General features: G+C 50.8%; 9 protein-coding genes. 6 read left to right on the plus strand and 3 right to left on the minus strand.

The window, feature by feature from the left end; translation table 11 throughout:
• Window positions 1-24 precede the first annotated feature (24 nt).
• A complete protein-coding gene (locus HGH92_RS06690) occupies window positions 25-711 on the minus strand; it encodes a rhodanese-like domain-containing protein (RefSeq protein ID WP_168869957.1) in 687 nt (228 codons plus the stop codon).
• Window positions 712-717: 6 nt separating this feature from the next.
• Entirely contained in the window at window positions 718-1,335 is a 618-nt protein-coding gene (locus HGH92_RS06695; protein WP_247654836.1) for a methyltransferase domain-containing protein, read from the minus strand.
• 47 nt (window positions 1,336-1,382) lie between these two features.
• On the opposite strand from HGH92_RS06695, the gene HGH92_RS06700 reads away from it, so the two are divergent.
• From HGH92_RS06700 to HGH92_RS06720, 5 genes are all read left to right on the plus strand, one after another.
• Complete coding sequence (locus tag HGH92_RS06700; RefSeq protein ID WP_168869958.1) at window positions 1,383-6,218, plus strand: PKD domain-containing protein; 4,836 nt, start codon at window positions 1,383-1,385, stop codon at window positions 6,216-6,218.
• A 90-nt stretch (window positions 6,219-6,308) separates the two neighbouring features.
• A complete protein-coding gene (locus HGH92_RS34140) occupies window positions 6,309-11,159 on the plus strand; it encodes a PKD domain-containing protein (RefSeq protein ID WP_168869959.1) in 4,851 nt (1,616 codons plus the stop codon).
• A gap of 115 nt (window positions 11,160-11,274) precedes the next feature.
• A complete protein-coding gene (locus HGH92_RS06710; RefSeq protein ID WP_168869960.1) occupies window positions 11,275-14,127 on the plus strand; it encodes a PKD domain-containing protein in 2,853 nt (950 codons plus the stop codon).
• Between the two features lie 16 nt (window positions 14,128-14,143).
• Window positions 14,144-15,175: a PorP/SprF family type IX secretion system membrane protein gene (locus HGH92_RS06715; RefSeq protein ID WP_168869961.1), complete on the plus strand. Its 1,032-nt coding sequence runs from the start codon at window positions 14,144-14,146 to the stop codon at window positions 15,173-15,175.
• Window positions 15,176-15,359: 184 nt separating this feature from the next.
• Complete coding sequence (locus HGH92_RS06720) at window positions 15,360-15,713, plus strand: T9SS type A sorting domain-containing protein (protein ID WP_247654837.1); 354 nt, start codon at window positions 15,360-15,362, stop codon at window positions 15,711-15,713.
• Window positions 15,714-15,800: 87 nt separating this feature from the next.
• Here the strand turns inward: HGH92_RS06720 and HGH92_RS06725 are convergent, their stop codons facing one another.
• Window positions 15,801-16,973: a class I SAM-dependent rRNA methyltransferase gene (locus HGH92_RS06725; RefSeq protein ID WP_168869963.1), complete on the minus strand. Its 1,173-nt coding sequence runs from the start codon at window positions 16,971-16,973 to the stop codon at window positions 15,801-15,803.
• Window positions 16,974-17,082: 109 nt separating this feature from the next.
• Here HGH92_RS06725 and HGH92_RS06730 point away from each other — a divergent pair, with 109 nt between their 5' ends.
• The gene (locus tag HGH92_RS06730; RefSeq protein ID WP_247654838.1) at window positions 17,083-17,676 is read left to right on the plus strand and encodes a nucleotide exchange factor GrpE; all 594 of its coding nucleotides are present in this window, start codon (window positions 17,083-17,085) and stop codon (window positions 17,674-17,676) included.
• Window positions 17,677-17,701: the final 25 nt, after the last annotated feature.

Below are 17,701 nucleotides of genomic sequence, written 5' to 3' on the forward strand. Positions count from 1 at the left end.
CTACTGTAAATATCTTTTCCTCCGCTACTTCACGGCTGCGGCCAGCTCCTCTGCAGTGGCCACACCCTGCTTCCTCCACACTTCCCTGCCGTTTTTATACACGATCAATGTCGGTAACCCTTTGGCGCCAACGGCTTTCATGACATCGGTATCATTGCCGCCATCCACCTTCATCAGCTTCACCTGCTGATGGCTTTTGAGGAAAGCTGCCAGCACCGGCTCCAGCTGTTTGCAGGGAGGGCACCACTCAGCACCTACATCTGTCAGCACCACACCTTTGGCGATTCCTTTGTTGTAGGCCTCCATAGTCAGCTGTGTTTTTTTAGTGTTCACGCCTTCCAATTGTAAACCGGCCTGCTTCCAGGCATTCACGCCATTTTCCAGCTCCACGACCTTGGTGAAACCATTCTCCCGCATCCATTGCGCCGCTTTGCTGCTGCGTCCTCCGCTGAGGCAGTAGATATACACCGGCTTCTGTTTGTCCAGGTATTTCACCCGTTCGTTAAACTCCGGTTTGTTGGTATAATCAGCCTGTAAAGCTTTAGGCAGATGCCCTGTGTTGTATTCCTCCGCCGTACGCACATCAAATACCTGTACGCCTGGCTGTTGAATGTCCTTTGCAAAAGTTCTGGCATCTTCCTGTTGCGGCTGTTGGGCTTGTAAAGCGCCACCCATGCATACCAGCAGGGCGGCCATCAAAAAACGGTACATACTTGATTATTTCGGTAAAAAATTAATAAACACTTCAGATCCCTGCCGGGCAGGATGGGAATTATAACACATCTCCAATGTTTTCAACTCAAACAACGGCGAGAACAACTCCCGGTATTCAGCCACGGTCCCCCCAAAAGGCGGGCCATCATGTGAAAAACTTCTGTTAAACAATACACCCGCCAGATGCCCACCAGGCTTGACCAGCGTATGCATATGCGTGACATAGTCCCGGCGAAGGGAAGGGTCCAGCGCGCAGAAGAAGGTTTGTTCCAATACCACATCATAGCTGCCCTGATGCCGGAAAAAATCACCCTCCACGATCTGTAAGGCAGTACCGGCGAAAGTTTTCCGCAGCTGTTCTATCAGTGCCGGCGCTATGTCCAGCACCGTTACCCGCCGGAATCCTTTCTCCAGCAAATAAGCCGCTTCATAGCTGTTCCCTGCGCCCGGTATCAGTATCTCCAGGTCCCGGTCCTCCAGTTGATCGATATATGCCTGCATGGGCGGCGATACCCGTCCCATATCCCAGCCAATATCTCCTGTCAGATAACGATTATTCCAGTATTGCGGGTCTGTAGTCTCCATGTTATCATTCTTCTTAAAATCGCTATTTACAAACATAATTGTTATTTTTATACTTTATTTCCAGATTGACCACCCTATGCCTGATGAAAAACACTACGATTGCCATCGTTTTGCTACTCCTGCTTGTATTTTCCTGTGACCTGTTCGCGCAAAACGTAGAGATTTTACCTGATAAAACTGCCGACTGTCCGCCTTTCACAGTTGCCTTCAACTCCCGGCTCGATCCCGGCTACACCAGCCTGGAATGGGATTTCAGCATTGGCGCCAGGGTGACAGGCAACCCCGCTCCTTCCAGGATATTCCCCGATCCGGGCGTATATCATGTGACCCTCACGGTGGACTATTCCGGCAAAAAAATCGTTAAAACAGTAGATATCACGGTTTACAACAGGCCGGTCGTTTCCTTTACTGCAGATAAAACCAGCGGTTGCAAACCACTGAAGGTCAATTTTACAGACCACTCCACACCAGGCGACGGCACCATCGAGAGTATTATCTGGAACTTCGGCGACGGCAGCGCGGATGGCGGTCCCGCGGTTTCCCATGAATTCACGGAGACCGGCTCTTACAACGTTATCAGCCTGGTGACCAACAGCAAAGGATGCCGTACCAGCAGCGATCCCATGACCATCACCGCCAAAGAAGCACCCGTGTTGTCTTTTACGGCAGATAAAACACAGAGCTGCGTGGCGCCATTGACGGTCACCTTTCAGAATACCAGCACCAACACTACCGGCGATCCTGTTTCGTATGTGTGGGACTACGGTGATGGCACCACCGGCACCGATGCCACACACATCTACACCGCCGAAGGCAGTTATACCGTTTCGCTTATCCCCACCAGCACCAACAGTTGTGCAGCGCCACTGGTAAAAAAGGACTTTGTCGTCATCAAAAAACTGACGCCCGGCTTCATACTGAAACAGGGATGCGCAGGCTCACTGGCCACACTTTCCAGCACTACCGTGCCCACACCGGACAAGGTCACCTGGGTACTGCCCGATGGCAGCACTGCAACAGGTACCAACGCTTCGTTTTTTGCAGCCACCGCCGGCGATTATAAAGTAAAGATGAGCGCTATCATTGGCACCTGCGCTCAGGATATTGAACAAACAGTACATATCAATGAACGCCCGACGATCGATCCGACAGGCACTCCTACCAGGTCCTGCGCTGCCCCGCTGACCACCAGCTTCAAAGCACAGTCGCAGAACGCTACTTCATGGTTATGGGATTTCGGCGACGGCACTACTTCTACAGAAGAAAATCCAACGCATACCTATACACGCCAGGGCTCCTATTCAGTTACGCTCCAGGCTTCCAGCGGCAGCAATTGCACCACCACAGCCAGAAAAGACGGCTACGTTGTCATACTGCCGCCGTCTGCCTCCATCTTTCCTGCCGGTACGGAAGGCTGTCTGCCGATGACCATCCCGTTTCAGGCGCAGGTCAATAGTATCGATGCCGTGGTCAGCTATGAATGGAACTTCGGCGATGGCACTACCTCCAACCAGCAAAATCCTACGCACATTTTTGACAAAGAAGGAATTTTTACCGTTACGCTGAAGATAACCACAGCCAGCGGCTGTACCTCAGAGGCAAGTACTGTTTTCCATACCGGAGCACCGCCCGTCGTGGACTTCACGGCGACACCGCTCATTTCCTGCGCGATCGACCCCGTGCAGTTTACCAACCTGTCCACACCGGTAGGCCCTTATGTGACCTACATGTGGATTTTTCCACAAGACAACGGCACCATCACCGGCAAAGACCCTTCCTACAGCTTTAACCACATAGGCCAGCACGATGTACGCCTGGTGGTGAACAACAACGGGTGTATCCGCGAACTGCTCAAACCCAAATACATTCAGATATTACCACCACAAGCCCGGTTCACCGTCGTTCCGGACTGTGTAGACCCCTATCACCGGCAGTTTAATGACGCCTCTGATTTCGGTCCCGAGCCGGCGCCACAGAAAAAATGGTTCTGGGATTTTGGAGAAAACGGCGCCACCTCCACGCTGCAAAACCCGGAGTTCCGCTATACCACTACCGGCAGTAAAACAGTGAAACTGCGCGTGGACAACGGCGTGTGTAAATCCGACACCATCATCAATATCAACATCATCGATGAAAAACCGATAATGATACCTGATGTGCCCTGGGTATGCATCGGCAAATCATTACATGTGAGCCTTGGCCCGCTGACTGCCGGCAATATCAACTCCTATGCATGGGACTGGGGCGACGGCACACAGCTTTACTTCATGGGTTATGAGATAGATCCGTCTAAAGGTATGTCCCATATTTACCGCAAATCAGGCACCTACACCATCAAACTCACGATAACGGATAAAAACGGATGTATACGTACGGCCGTTCCCGTTACTGCTGTTGTACACGGCGCATTGGCCGACTTTACCGTATCCGGCAGAAAATGCATCAAAGATGAACTGACATTTACGGATAAATCCACCATCGACGCCGGCAACAAAATCGTTAACTGGACATGGGACTTCGGCGATGGAAGCCCCGTGGAAAGCAATAACACCCAACCGCTCAACAGCAAGCATACCTATACTAACTTCAAAGCCTATACGGTAACGCTGACCACCACCGATCAATTTGGATGTATCATTCCGGCGCAGCAACAGGTATACCTGGAAACAGTCAAAGCCGACTTCGCGCAACCGGCAAACGTAGTGTGCAAAGGCAGCCGGTTTTATTTCAACGACAGGTCCGCCGGCAGCGTAGTGGACTATGCCTGGGATTTCGGTGACAACACCACCGGCACCGGCGTTAATCCTGCTAAAGTATACAGCGCCCCCGGCACCTACGATGTAACACTGAAGATCACCACCCGCGAAGGATGTACGGACCAGATCACCAAAAAACAGGCACTGCGTGTACCCGATCCCGTGGCAGACTTCTCTTTCCCGCCCAACCTGGAACTCTGTCCGCCGGTAACTGTACCATTCACCAATAAATCCAGCGATTATGTGAAATCCCTGTGGGAATTTGGCGATAACAGCACCTCTTCTAAAAACGATCCCGGTAACCACATCTATGTGAGGGCCAAAACATACAACGTTAAACTGACAGTGTATTCAGAAGGAGATTGTCCCGCCAGCAAAACCATCCCGGTGACGATAGAAGGACCCGACGGATCATTTGCCGTGACGCCGGCAACCGGCTGCGTGCCGCTGGCAGTAAACATTACAGCTGTCGCCAACAAAACCACCAATTTCCAGTGGGACTTTGACGATGGCACCGTATTAAAAACACAGGCTCCTGTTGCGCCTGCGCACACCTATACCAAGCCGGGCATCTATACACCCCGGGTATCACTGATAGATGATAAAGGTTGCGCTGTAAAAGCCGAAGGAGACGACAAGGTGGTGGCAGACAACGCCATGGCCGATTTCACGGTGGATAACACTGCCGCCTGTGGTGGTGGCAACGTGCTGTTTAAAAACAACAGCACCGCTGTGACCAACGATCTGCTGGGACTTCCCTTCGCCAGCAAATGGACGTATACGCCCGTCAACACCAGTACCGGAAAAGACGGTTCATTTAATTATCCACAGCCCGGCAATTATAACGTTACCCTGGAGATAACCAGCAACTATGGCTGTAAAGACCTGAAAACACTGCCGGTGGTGATACCGCCGCAACCACAGCCTGTTATCGCCGCTATCCCTGAGTTATGCATAGCAGGAAAAATACAGCTGCGCGGCAGCGATACCAAAAATCTCCCGGACACCAAATGGAAATGGCTGTTGGGCAATGGACAGGAATTTGACGTTCCATCGCCGCCGGACATGGATTTTAATACCATTGGCGTAACGCCGGTTAAACTGACCATCACCAATGCTGATGGCTCCTGCCCAGCAACAGCCGCCACTAATATCGTGGTGCATCCTGCCCCGGGCCTCCAACCTACACCGCCGGAGTCCAGCATCTGCAAAGGCGCATCGCTGCAATTATTTGCCAACACAGACGCCAATGCCACCGTAAGCTGGACGCCTTACAATATTTCGAATCCAACCAGCAAAACTCCGCTCGTCACGCCTGACAGGGACATGGTTTACGAAGTGCAGGCCACCAGCGAGTTTGGTTGTAAAAGCAAAAGCAGTGTGCGCGTGACTGTGATACAGCCGTTCCGGATGTTTGCGCTGGATGCCACCATCTGTTCCGGCAAAAGCGTACAAATGCAATCCGGCGGCGCTTATCGCTATAAATGGACGCCTTCCGAAGGACTGAGCAACGCCACTATCCCGGACCCTGTTGCCAGTCCCGCTACTACCACCAGTTACCAGGTAATAGGATATGACGATATCGGTTGTTTTACTGATACAGTACTGGCAAAAGTGACAGTACAGCCATCGCCGCAGATCAACCTCGGGCCTGACATGGAAGTGGCTGCCGGCAGCGTAATACCCATACCTGCCGTAGGCAGCAGTGATATCACGCAGGTGGAATGGACGCCCATCACGAACCTGAGCTGTTACAACTGCCTGGCGCCCGTGGTTACGCCCAAAGGCAACACCACCTACCACGTAAGTGTGACAAACCGCTTCGGCTGTATCGCCAGCGACGATATCCATATTAAAACGATCTGCAACGGTGGTAATATCTTTATTCCCAATACCTTCTCGCCCAATGGCGACGGCACGAACGATATTTTCTATATCCGTGGCCGTGGCATGCAGACCGTCCGTGTATTCCGCATATACAACCGCTGGGGCCAGGTAATGTTTGAGCGTTTTGGTATCAATGGCGATGATCCTTCCTTCGGTTGGGACGGCCGTTTCAAAGGCACCATACTCAACCCGGACGTATATGTGTATTACGCAGAGGTCATCTGTGACAGCGGGGAATCGATCATCATGAAGGGCAATGTGACACTGATCAGATAACACGGACATACCACGTGATCGTGTAAACTATATTAAAGGGACAGGCGTTATGTTTATTGGTACATCAACCAACTGACACCTACTGCCCCGATGATAAAGACGCACATTCCCCTCATGGTGCTTCTCAGCACTTTTCTCATCCCGCTGGCCCCCACCAGCGCGCTGTTAGCACAAAGTGTGGCGATCATCACCGATAAAACCAGCGGCTGCGCTCCGCTAACGGTAAATTTCAATGCCCGACTCGATCCGGGTTATACCAATGTGGAATGGGACTTTAGTGTAGGCGCGAAGGTAACCGGCAATCTGTCGCCCTCCAGGATATTTACGACACCGGGCACCTATCATGTTACCTTAACAGTTCAATACCCGGGAACTCAGATAGTCAAATCAGTAGACATTAACGTCTTTAACAATCCACAGGTTTCCTTTACTGTGGATAACACCAGTGGCTGTACTCCTTTGACAGCCCACTTTACAGACCGGTCCGATCCCGGCCAGGGAACCACCATCGCCAATATCCTCTGGAATTTTGGCGACGGTGCCGCCGATCAGGGGACCACCGTTACCCACCAGTTCACCTCTCCGGGCACGTACAATGTTATCAGCCTGGTCACCAACAGTCAGGGTTGCAAAGCCTCCGGCAACCCGGTGAGCATCACCGTGAAAGAAATACCAGTGCTGTCTTTTACCGCAGACCAGACAAAAAGCTGTTCTGCGCCCTTCACCGTTACGTTTCAAAATACTACTGTCAATAATACCGGCACGCCCATTTCGTATATGTGGGACTACGGCGACGGCACCACTGGCACCGATGCCAGTCATACCTATACAGCAGAAGGCAGCTATACCGTAACACTGATACCCACAACGCCCAACAGCTGCGCAACGCCCCTGCAGAAAAAAAACTATATCGTCATCCAGCAAATTGTCCCGGGGTTTTCAGCGCAAACAAAATGTCCTGGCGATCAGGTAACACTTACCAGCACTACCACGCCGACACCGGATAATATCACCTGGACACTGCCGGATGGCAGTACTGCCAGTGGCTTCACCGCTGGTTTTATTGCCGGCGCGCCAGGTTCCTATACCGTAAAAATGGCACTCACGTTTGGTAGCTGCTCGCGGGAAATCCAACAAACGGTAGTGGTCGATCCACGTCCGGTCATAGACCCGATCGCCACGCCCCTGCGTGGCTGCACGGCGCCTTTTACAACGTCCTTTCAGGCACAGTCACAATTTGCAGACTCCTGGCAATGGAATTTTGGTGATGGCACTACTTCCACCGCAAAAGATCCCTTCCACACGTATACCAGCAACGGAACTTTTTCGGTGACGCTGACTGCCACCAACAGTGTTGGCTGCGCCACCACTGTTACCCGCACTAATTATATCAACATTTCCCTGCCGGCACTCACTATTACGCCATCAGGCGACTCCGGCTGTATTCCCTACAACGTGAGTTTTACCGCCGCCCTTAACCCTGCCGAAGCCATTACCGACTATCAATGGGATTTTGGCGACGGTACCACTTCCACACTGGCCAACCCCGCTCACACCTATACGCAACAGGGTGCTTATACTGTTTCGCTCCGGGCAACATCTGCCCTCGGCTGCATAGTGACTGCCAATGTTGCTTTCCGCGTAGGCACACCGCCAGTGATTGACTTCACTGCTTCACCGTTACAGTCTTGTCCCATGGAGCCGGTGCAGTTTACAAATCTTTCTACCCCAAAGGGGCCGGGCGTCACCTATCTGTGGATATTCCCGCAGGACAACAGCTCCAGCACGGAAGAAAATCCGGCTCACCGGTTTACGGAACCCGGCCTGCACGATATCCGCCTGATCGTTAATAACAACGGTTGTATCAGCCAGCTGGTCAAAACCCAGTACATCAAAATTCAGCCTCCCAAAGCAGAGTTTACGACCACGCCCGATTGTGATGATTTCTACCACCGGAAATTTACTGACCAATCCAATTTCGGACCGGCCCCGGCCCAAAAACAATGGCTGTGGAATTTCGGCGAAGGGGGCGCCACTTCCACGCTGCAAAATCCTGATTTCCGGTATACCACCACTGGTAAGAAAACCGTCACCTTAACAATATTCGATGGTGTCTGCCACTCAACAACCTCCACAGACATTTATATCATCGATGAAAAACCGGTATTACTCCCCGACACAACCCAGATATGTCTTGGTAAGTCATTGCATGTAGGCATAGGTCCGGTGAACCCCGCCAATATCAGGTACTATCTGTGGGACTGGGGAGACGGGACTGTATTGGAACTGGCAGGTACCGACATCGATCCGGCAAAAGGACTCTCGCATACCTACCAACGCTCCGGCACCTATGTTATTCAACTGACGCTTGGTGACTCCAACAGGTGCAAACGAATTGCTCCTCCTGTAACAATAACCGTACACGGCGCGATGACCAACTTTACGGTCACCGGTCAGCCGTGCAAAAACAACCTGCTTACTTTTGCGGACCAGTCCACTATAGATGCCGGGAACAGCATTGTCAACTGGACATGGAACTTTGGAGATGGCAGTCCGGATGAAAGCAGCACCACACAGCCTTTACAAACAACACACCGGTACACGGATTTTAATGCTTATGTAGTAACGTTAACGGCCACCGATCAATATGGCTGCCAGACAAAGACACAACAAACGGTAAACATCTCAGTTATTAAAGCCGACTTCACCGTTCAGTCAGGCGTAGCCTGCAAAAACAGTCCCATTACCTTTACCAGCACATCAACCGGTGATATTGTAGATTACGCATGGGATTTCGGTGACAATACCACCGGCACAGGTGCCAATCCCGTTAAAACCTACAGCGCCCCCGGCACCTATAATGTTTCACTAAAAGTCACATCCCGCATAGGTTGCACAGACCAGATCAGTAAGCCCGATATATTACAGGTACCCAACCCGGTAGCGGATTTCACCTTTCCGTCTATCCAGGAACTCTGTCCGCCGGTAAAAGTGCAGTTTACCAATACATCCAGCGGCTTTACCAGGTCAGCCTGGGATTTCGGCGACAACAGCACATCCACTCAAAACGATCCTGGCGCGCACATCTATGTCAAACCCGGGACCTACAATGTCACGCTCACCGTTTATGCAGATGGTAATTGTTCCGCTGTCAAAACGGCGCCGGTGACTGTGGAAGGCCCGCAGGGATCGTTTATCGCCACTCCTGTTACTGGCTGCGTCCCGCTGCCGGTAACGATGACTGCCACCGCCAATAAAACCGTTACCTACCAATGGGATTTCGACGACGGAATTGTGGTCACAACAGCAACGCCACAAGCACCGCCACATACCTATGCCCAGTCAGGTATTTATACGCCGCGCGTTTCATTGGTAGACAACAGGGGCTGTGCAGTAAAAGCAGATGGTAACTACCAGATCGTAGCAGATAAGATGACTGCCAACTTTACGGTTGATAACAGCGCTGCCTGCGGCGGCGGAAACGTCTTGTTTAAAAATACCAGTACCGCTGTTACCAACGATTCACTCCATCTGCCCTTCAGCAGCAAGTGGATTTATAGTGACGGCAGTACCTCCGTCAACACAAATGGCTCCTTTACCTATCCTGCCACAGGCACCTACCAGGTAACACTGGAAATGACAAGCAGCTATGGCTGCAAAGACAGCAAAACATTGCCGGTATTGGTTCCTGCACAACCGCAGCCCACCATCACGCCTATTCCGGAATTGTGTATTTCCGGCACTGTGCAGCTGCATGGCACTGACAACAGGAACATACCAAACACGCTGTGGAAATGGCAGCTGGGCAATGGACTGCAATACGACGTCCCCAGTCCCCCTGATGTCAATATCAATACTGTTGGTATTACGCCGGTGACGCTTACTATTACCAACGCCGACGGATCATGCCCCGGAGTGGCCAACACCAATATCGTTGTACATCCGGCTCCCAACCTCCGTCCAACACCGGCGGAAGCCACTATCTGCAAGGGCGCCTCCCTTCAGCTAGCCGCCAATACCGACCCTGCCGCCACCGTCAGCTGGACGCCATACAATATCTCCAGCGCCACCAGTAAAACACCCGTGGTAAGACCTGACCAGGATACTACCTACACCGTAAAGGCTGTCAGCGAGTTTGGCTGTAAAAACGAAGCGACTGTTTCTGTCAGGGTGATACAGCCATTCAAAATGTTTGCGCTCAATGCCAGCATCTGTTTTGGGAAAAGCATACAAATGCAGACAGGCGGCGCCTTCAGGTACCAATGGTCTCCCTCCGAAGGGCTGGACCACCCTGACATAGCCGAACCTGTTGCCAGTCCGTCCCGCACTATCACCTATCAGGTGGTAGGTTTTGACCAGGCAGGATGTTTCACCGATACCACTTTCGCCACGGTCACTGTAAACCCGCTGCCACAGGTGGACGCCGGGCCGGACGTAACTGTATCTACCGGCACTAAAGTGCCTATTACCGCCAAAGGAAGCAGCGATATCACCGGCATTACATGGCAACCGCCAGCAGGCCTGAGTTGTAACGACTGCCTCACACCTGTGGCTACCGCCAAATCATCCATTACCTATCACATCAGCGTGATGAACCAATACGGCTGTATTGCAGGAGATGATATCCACATCACCACCCTTTGCAACGGGGCCAACATCTTCATACCCAACACCTTCTCTCCTAACGGGGACGGTATGAACGATGTTTTCTATATCAGGGGGACCGGTTTACAGAGCGTACGTGTTTTCCGGATCTATAACCGCCTGGGGCAGGTGATGTTTGAACGCTTTGGCCTGGCGACTGACGACGCTTCCGCCGGATGGGACGGACGTTACAAAGGTGTCCTGCTCAATCCGGACGTATTCGTCTATTATGCGGAAGTTGTTTGTGACAACGGAGAATCTACCATTTTGAAAGGAAATATTACGCTGATCCGGTAACCAGTGTTTGGTTCAGACCACTAAAACCCTGCTCCGGCGGCTGAAAGACAGGAAATAAATCAAAAAATCATAAATTAATAAATTACATATATAATATTTTTAGTTAATTTGTGGTATGTATCCTCTGAAATACCACCAGGTTAAATGTCTGAGCATCTTATTGCTTTTGATGTTCCTCGTGCCGGGCAACTATTTGCTGGCACAGCAGGCTGATTTTTCCTATACCTCCTCACCGGCTACATTATGCAATCCGGTCACACTCACTTTTAAAAACAACAGCACAGGCAGTGCCACTGCCTACAGCTGGGATTTCGGTGACGGCAGGACATCTCATGACACCAATCCGCAGATCACCTATACGGCGCCGGGACCAAAAAAAGTAACGCTGGTAGCTACTTTTTCCAACGGGACCAGCACTTACTACCGTACCTTTGAGGTGGGAGCTACCCCACAAGTAGCTTTCAGCGCCGATGTGACCAACAGTTGCAAGCTCTATACCGCCAATTTTACAGACGCCACGCCGAACGCCATGGCCCGTACATGGGACTTTGGCGATGGCACCACGCCAGTTACCACCAGTAACGCATTTATCTCGCACGCCTATACGAAAGCCGGCAAGTACGATGTAACACTGACCGTTACCAACAACAACGGTTGCCAGGCTGTGCTGAAAAAAGCGGCCTACATCACCATCTCCCAGCCGCAAATATCCCTGGACGCCCCTGTAAGCGGTTGCGTACCTTATACTGCCACTTTCAATGCCACGTCCACCAACGACCTCAATGATCCGGTGGCCGAATGGAAATGGAACTTCGGCGACGGCGGCACTGCGACCACTACCACCGGCACTACCTCACACGCCTATGTGCAAACCGGCACCTACAATGTAACAGTGACCATCCGCACCAACGGCGGCTGTGAAATCAGTAAAACATTCGATAAACAGGTACGTACCGGCAATCCGCCATCAGACGTAAGTTTCACCGCCACACCTGCCAGCGCCTGCGTTGGCGCGCCCGTAAGACTGCTGGCCAGCGCCAAATACGCCGACAGCTATAGCTGGGATTATGGTGACGGCACCAAAGAAGAAGTATATACCAACGATATCCGTCATGGCTTTGCCACTAACGGCATTATCACGATCAATATGAAAGCCGGCAGCAATGGTTGTTATACGCCCGCAGCCCCGGTTATGGTTAACATTACCGGTCCGGTATCACAGTTCACTGTTACCCGGGACTGTAACGACAAGAGCAAATTCATTTTCACCAATACTTCCACCGGCACAACGCCTACTACCACCTACCAGTGGGACTTTGGCGACAACACGCCGGTGACTACCGGTCTGAATGCTTCCCATTCCTATACCACACCGGACAAATACACAGTACGCCTGACTATCAGCGACAACAGCAGCAACTGCACCCACAGCAGCTATCAGACCGTGTATTATTTCAAAGCCGACTTCTCGGCAGGCGTAAGCAGCATATGCCGCGGCAGCAAAGCCACCTATGAGGTATTGAACGTGCCCGTCAACCTGGTGGCCGATTACACCTGGCAATTTGGCGACGGCTCCACCTATACCACTACCGATCAGCGTTTTGTAAAAACATGGACTACCGCCGGTATCTTCACCGACCAACTGACCATCCGTTATAAAGATCCCGCCTATTGCGACGATATTGTTACCAAAGCAAACAATATCAGCATCCTGGCGCCACAGGCAGACTTTACGATCGCCTCCACCACCTGCGCAGGGCAACCGGTTTCTTTTGCCAACAATTCCACGCCTGCCACCAACATCCCGATTGCCGGATGGCAGTGGGACTTTGGCAATGGTAAAGTGTCGTCCGCGCAAACACCGCCTGCCACCACTTATTCCGCCTCCGGCGGATACCCGGTGAAACTGGTGATCACCGATGCCCGCAACTGTCAGGATTCTGTGACGAAAGATATCAATATCAATGCTACGCCTTTTGTCCGCGCTTCCGCGGCACAACCTAAAATCTGCGAAGGCAGCACCGTAACCCTGCACGCCCAGTCCGACGCCACCGTGCAATGGCTCAATGCCGCCAGCCTCAGCTGCGCGTACTGCCCGGACCCGGTAGCCTCTCCGGTGACCAATACCCGCTACCTGGTGGAAGCTTCTAACGTGTACGGTTGTACGACAAGGGACTCTACTGACATCGCTGTAGTACCTAAAGTAAACCTCACCGTCAGCAAAGACACGATCGCCTGCTACGGTTCTTCTGTACAACTGAAAGCCAGCGGCGCCGCTATCTATAACTGGACACCGGTTACCGGTCTGACCAGCAATACTATCGCCAATCCGGTTTCCACGCCTGTTGAAGACATCACCTACCAGGTAACCGGTACCAATGATGCGCTCTGCCCGATGAGCGCACCGCTGTCTGTAAAAGTGTCTGTAAAAAAAGTGCCCACTATCAGCGCCGGCAACGACCAGACAGTCATGGCCGGAGATGTTGTCCGCCTAATGGCCAACGGCAGCTCCGATATCGTGAAATGGCAATGGTCACCCGCCGACTATCTCGATAATCCGACATCGCCTTTTACCAATGCGGCGGTCAGAAAGTCCATTTCCTACGCTATCACGGGAACTAACCAATACGGATGTACGAAAAGTGACGTGGTAAAAATTGACCTCGTCTGCAATACTGACCTGATATTCATTCCCAATACTTTCACGCCTAACGGTGACGGGGTAAACGATATTTTCTACCTGCGCGGTAAAGGCATCAGCCTGGTGAAATCGTTCCGCGTCTTTAACCGCCTCGGACAGGAAGTATTCCATCGGGAAAACATTCAGGTGGAAGATGTCAATGCAGGATGGAACGGCACCTTCAACGGGCAGCCACAGGGATCAGACGTATACATTTATTTCGTGGAAGCATATTGCGACGCCAACGAATTTTTCCGCCTGAAAGGCAACGTAACATTACTCAGATAATAAAAAGCGGTTCTATATGAAAACTGTATATAAAGTCTTACTGACAGTCATTGGCCTCAGCTGTGGATTACAGTTGAAGGCACAGGACATACACCTGTCACAGTTTTATGAAACACCGATACTCCGTAACCCGGCCCTGATCGGTATTTTCAACGGTGATGTGCGCTTTCAGGCCGTATACCGCAACCAGTGGAACAGCGTGACCATTCCTTATCAAACCGGCACCGTGAGCGGCGAAATCAAGTTTCCTGTAGGTAACAGCAACGACTATATTACCACCGGGCTGCAACTGACCTATGACCGGGCCGGTACCTCCAAACTGCAATCCACCCAGATCTTTCCGGCGTTCAACTATCACAAGTCACTGAACGAAGACAAGACAAGTTTTCTTTCCCTTGGCGTTATGGGCGGACTGGTACAGCGGCAGTTTGATCCTACCAATATGACGTTCAACAATCAGTACACCAGCGGCCGTTTTGATCCGGCAGCACCTACAGGCGAAGAGGGCAAACTGGCACTGAAAGGTTATACCTATCTTGATGCGGGGGTGGGCCTTAGCTACAACAGCGTGATAGGGGAAGATGTGGCGTACTTCATCGGCGCCGCCCTGTACCACTTTAACCGGGCAAAGATTTCCTTCTACAATGATAAAAACATCGAGCTGGCGCCCAAGCTGACCTTCAATGCCGGTATCACCATTCCGCTGGAAGAGCGGGTGAAGCTGATTGCACATTATAACCAGCTGCATCAGGGCGGTTATTCCGAGTATATCGGCGGCGCACTGATTGGTTATGGCCTGATGAATGAAGGACTGGAGTCTACCCGGGCCATATATGGCGGGCTATTTCTCCGCTGGAACGACGCCATTATCCCCACTATAAAAATAGATATGGAAAAATTTGAAGTGGCCATGAGCTACGATGCCAATATTTCGCAGTTGCGGACTGCCAGTCAGAGCTTCGGCGGGTTTGAAGTGTCATTGGTTTTCAAGGGTTTCCTCAACAGCCGGAACAGCACTTTGGAGCGTTTGAACTGTCCTAGATTCTAAATTATTGATAAACAACAATTTACATCACCAAATTAAAAGCGTTAAATTTTATCTAAAAAAGTGGGAAACCTAACAAAATGGCGCATAGTTTGTTATTTTTATGAGTGAGACAAAGGGCTAATGCGCTGTTATTAACAAACAAAAATTGGGAAATATTTGAAAAAAACTTTATTTTTATAATACTATGTGGAAAACCTCTACCCTCATTTTTCTTACAGTTTTCTGCCTCTTATCCCTTGTGGGTAAAGCTCAAAGCGGGTCCCTGCCGAATAATCCGGAGGGGGGTAGGCAAATTGTAAAACTTTACCCCAACCCTGCCACCAACGTCATCAATTTTGAAATTCAACAGCATAATAACGACCGCATATACGATCTTATTGTGTACAATTTCCTCGGTAAAAAAATTGATCAGATTAAGAGCATCAGCAGTCGTACTACTGTCAATCTGGACAACTACTACAATGGTCTCTATATCTTCCAGCTTCGTGATCAGCGGGGGAACCTGGTGGAATCAGGCAAGTTCAATGTTGTAAAATAGCTTTCAGCTACCGACTTTCCCTCAAACAGATTATGCTTACATTATCCTAAAGAAAGCCTATACCGAAAGCTACTCTACTTATCTTTTTTACGCGATCTCCACGATCAAAAATTTCAGGTACGTTGTATTCTCAATATTCCTCAAAATGGGGTGATCTTTTGCCTGTGTCTGGAAAGTGACCTGGCGAAGGCGTTTTTTAGCATCTTTTGCAGCAGCGTCGATCGTTTCCAGGAAGAGTTCCGGTGATACCAGGTTGGTGCAGGAAGCTGTGACCAGGAAACCGCCCTGATTGAGCAGTTTCATACCCCTGAGATTAATTTCCTTATAACCGGTAACGGCTTTCCGGATATTCTCCCGGCTCTTGGTGAAAGCCGGCGGATCAAGGATCACCACATCAAATTTGCGTTCTTCCCGGGTATATTGTTTCAGTTGATCGAAAGCATTTACCGCCTGGAACTTGCACACATCCTGCAGGTTGTTGAGCTCCGCATTGCGGCGGGCAGTTTCCACGGCATGCTCTGAAATATCCAGTCCCAGTACGCTTTTAGCACCATAATATCCTGCGTGGCAGGAGAAAGTGCCGGTATAACAAAACGCTTCCAGCACGTTGGCGTCTTTCACGATCTGGCGTATTTCGCGGCGGTTGTCCTGCTGGTCCAGGAAATAGCCGGTTTTCTGGCCGTTTACGATGTCCACATGGAACTTCAGCCCGTTTTCGTTGATGATGACATTGGTATCAAAGGGTGCGCTGAGGAAGCCTTTCTGTTGCTCCATTCCTTCCAGTTCCCTTACCGGCACGTCATTCCGCTCATAGATGCCTTTCGGTGAAAAGATGCGGTTGAGCGCCTCCACGATGGCAGGCTTCCATCTTTCCATGCCCAGCGCCAGTGTTTGCAGTACAAAGTAGTCGTTGAACTTATCGATTACCAGGGCAGGCAGATCGTCAGCTTCCCCGAAAACGAGGCGGCAGTTTTCCACATAACCCAGTTTCTGCCGGTATTGCCAGCATTTGAGAAGACGGCGGTAGAAAAATTCGGGGTTGATTTCCTCGCTTTTATCGCGCGTCAGCAGGCGTACCAGGATCTGGGACTGTGGGTTGATATACCCTCTGCCGAGGAAAGAGCCCTGATGGGTGTGAACATCCACGATATCACCCGGCACTACCTCTCCTTTGATTTCGGACACTTCATTGCCGAAAATCCAGGGATGGCCCAGTAATACCCTGTTTTGTATCTGTTTCTTTAAAAAAACCTTGGTCATTGACTTTATTTCGAACCGCAAAGGTACAGAGAAGATCTGTCTTTTTGGCGGCCAAACCGGGGTTGGCAAAATAATTGACTAAGCACAATTGCAGATAATCATTACAATTATGACAGAAAAAGACCAAGACATGCAGACAAACGGACAGGCAAACAATGCTGGAGAAAACGAAAAAGGCATGCCTGATTTCAATGCTGAAGAAAATATCAGTGAAACATCTCATATGACTAATGCATTAGAGGTTGAACCTGAAGAGGAGTTGATCAAAAAAGATCAGCAACTGAATGAAATGCGGGATAAATACCTTCGTCTGCAGGCTGAGTTTGACAACTTCCGTAAACGCACCGCCAAAGAAAGACTGGAGCTGCTGCAAACAGCGGGTAAAGAAGTTATCATATCTTTGCTGGACGTACTGGATGATTCAGAGCGGGCTGCCAAACAGCTGAGCACTGCCAACGATATCACTGCGCTCAAAGACGGGGTAAACCTGGTATTCAACAAGTTGAAGACCACCCTGCAGGCCAAAGGACTGAAACCTATGGAAAGCCTGCACGCCACCTTTGATACTGACCTTCATGACGCCATTACCGAGATTCCGGCCCCTACGCCAGATCTTCAGGGTAAAGTGGTAGACGTATTACAGGAAGGCTATTACCTGAATGACAAGCTTATCCGTCATGCCAAGGTGATAGTGGGTAAATAATGGGCGTGACGATGTGGCATATATC

It is taken from the genome of Chitinophaga varians, assembly GCF_012641275.1.
GTDB classification, from domain to species: domain Bacteria; phylum Bacteroidota; class Bacteroidia; order Chitinophagales; family Chitinophagaceae; genus Chitinophaga; species Chitinophaga varians_A.

What these genes read in the sequence shown, in the direction of transcription:
- HGH92_RS34140 (WP_168869959.1), top strand. Translation starts at nt 6,309, where the DNA reads ATGATAAAGACGCACATTCCCCTCATGGTGCTTCTCAGCACTTTTCTC.
- HGH92_RS06720 (WP_247654837.1), top strand. Translation starts at nt 15,360, where the DNA reads ATGTGGAAAACCTCTACCCTCATTTTTCTTACAGTTTTCTGCCTCTTA.
- HGH92_RS06710 (WP_168869960.1), top strand. Translation starts at nt 11,275, where the DNA reads ATGTATCCTCTGAAATACCACCAGGTTAAATGTCTGAGCATCTTATTG.
- HGH92_RS06725 (WP_168869963.1), bottom strand. Translation starts at nt 16,973, where the DNA reads ATGACCAAGGTTTTTTTAAAGAAACAGATACAAAACAGGGTATTACTG.
- HGH92_RS06715 (WP_168869961.1), top strand. Translation starts at nt 14,144, where the DNA reads ATGAAAACTGTATATAAAGTCTTACTGACAGTCATTGGCCTCAGCTGT.
- HGH92_RS06695 (WP_247654836.1), bottom strand. Translation starts at nt 1,335, where the DNA reads ATGTTTGTAAATAGCGATTTTAAGAAGAATGATAACATGGAGACTACA.
- HGH92_RS06730 (WP_247654838.1), top strand. Translation starts at nt 17,083, where the DNA reads ATGACAGAAAAAGACCAAGACATGCAGACAAACGGACAGGCAAACAAT.
- HGH92_RS06700 (WP_168869958.1), top strand. Translation starts at nt 1,383, where the DNA reads ATGAAAAACACTACGATTGCCATCGTTTTGCTACTCCTGCTTGTATTT.
- HGH92_RS06690 (WP_168869957.1), bottom strand. Translation starts at nt 711, where the DNA reads ATGTACCGTTTTTTGATGGCCGCCCTGCTGGTATGCATGGGTGGCGCT.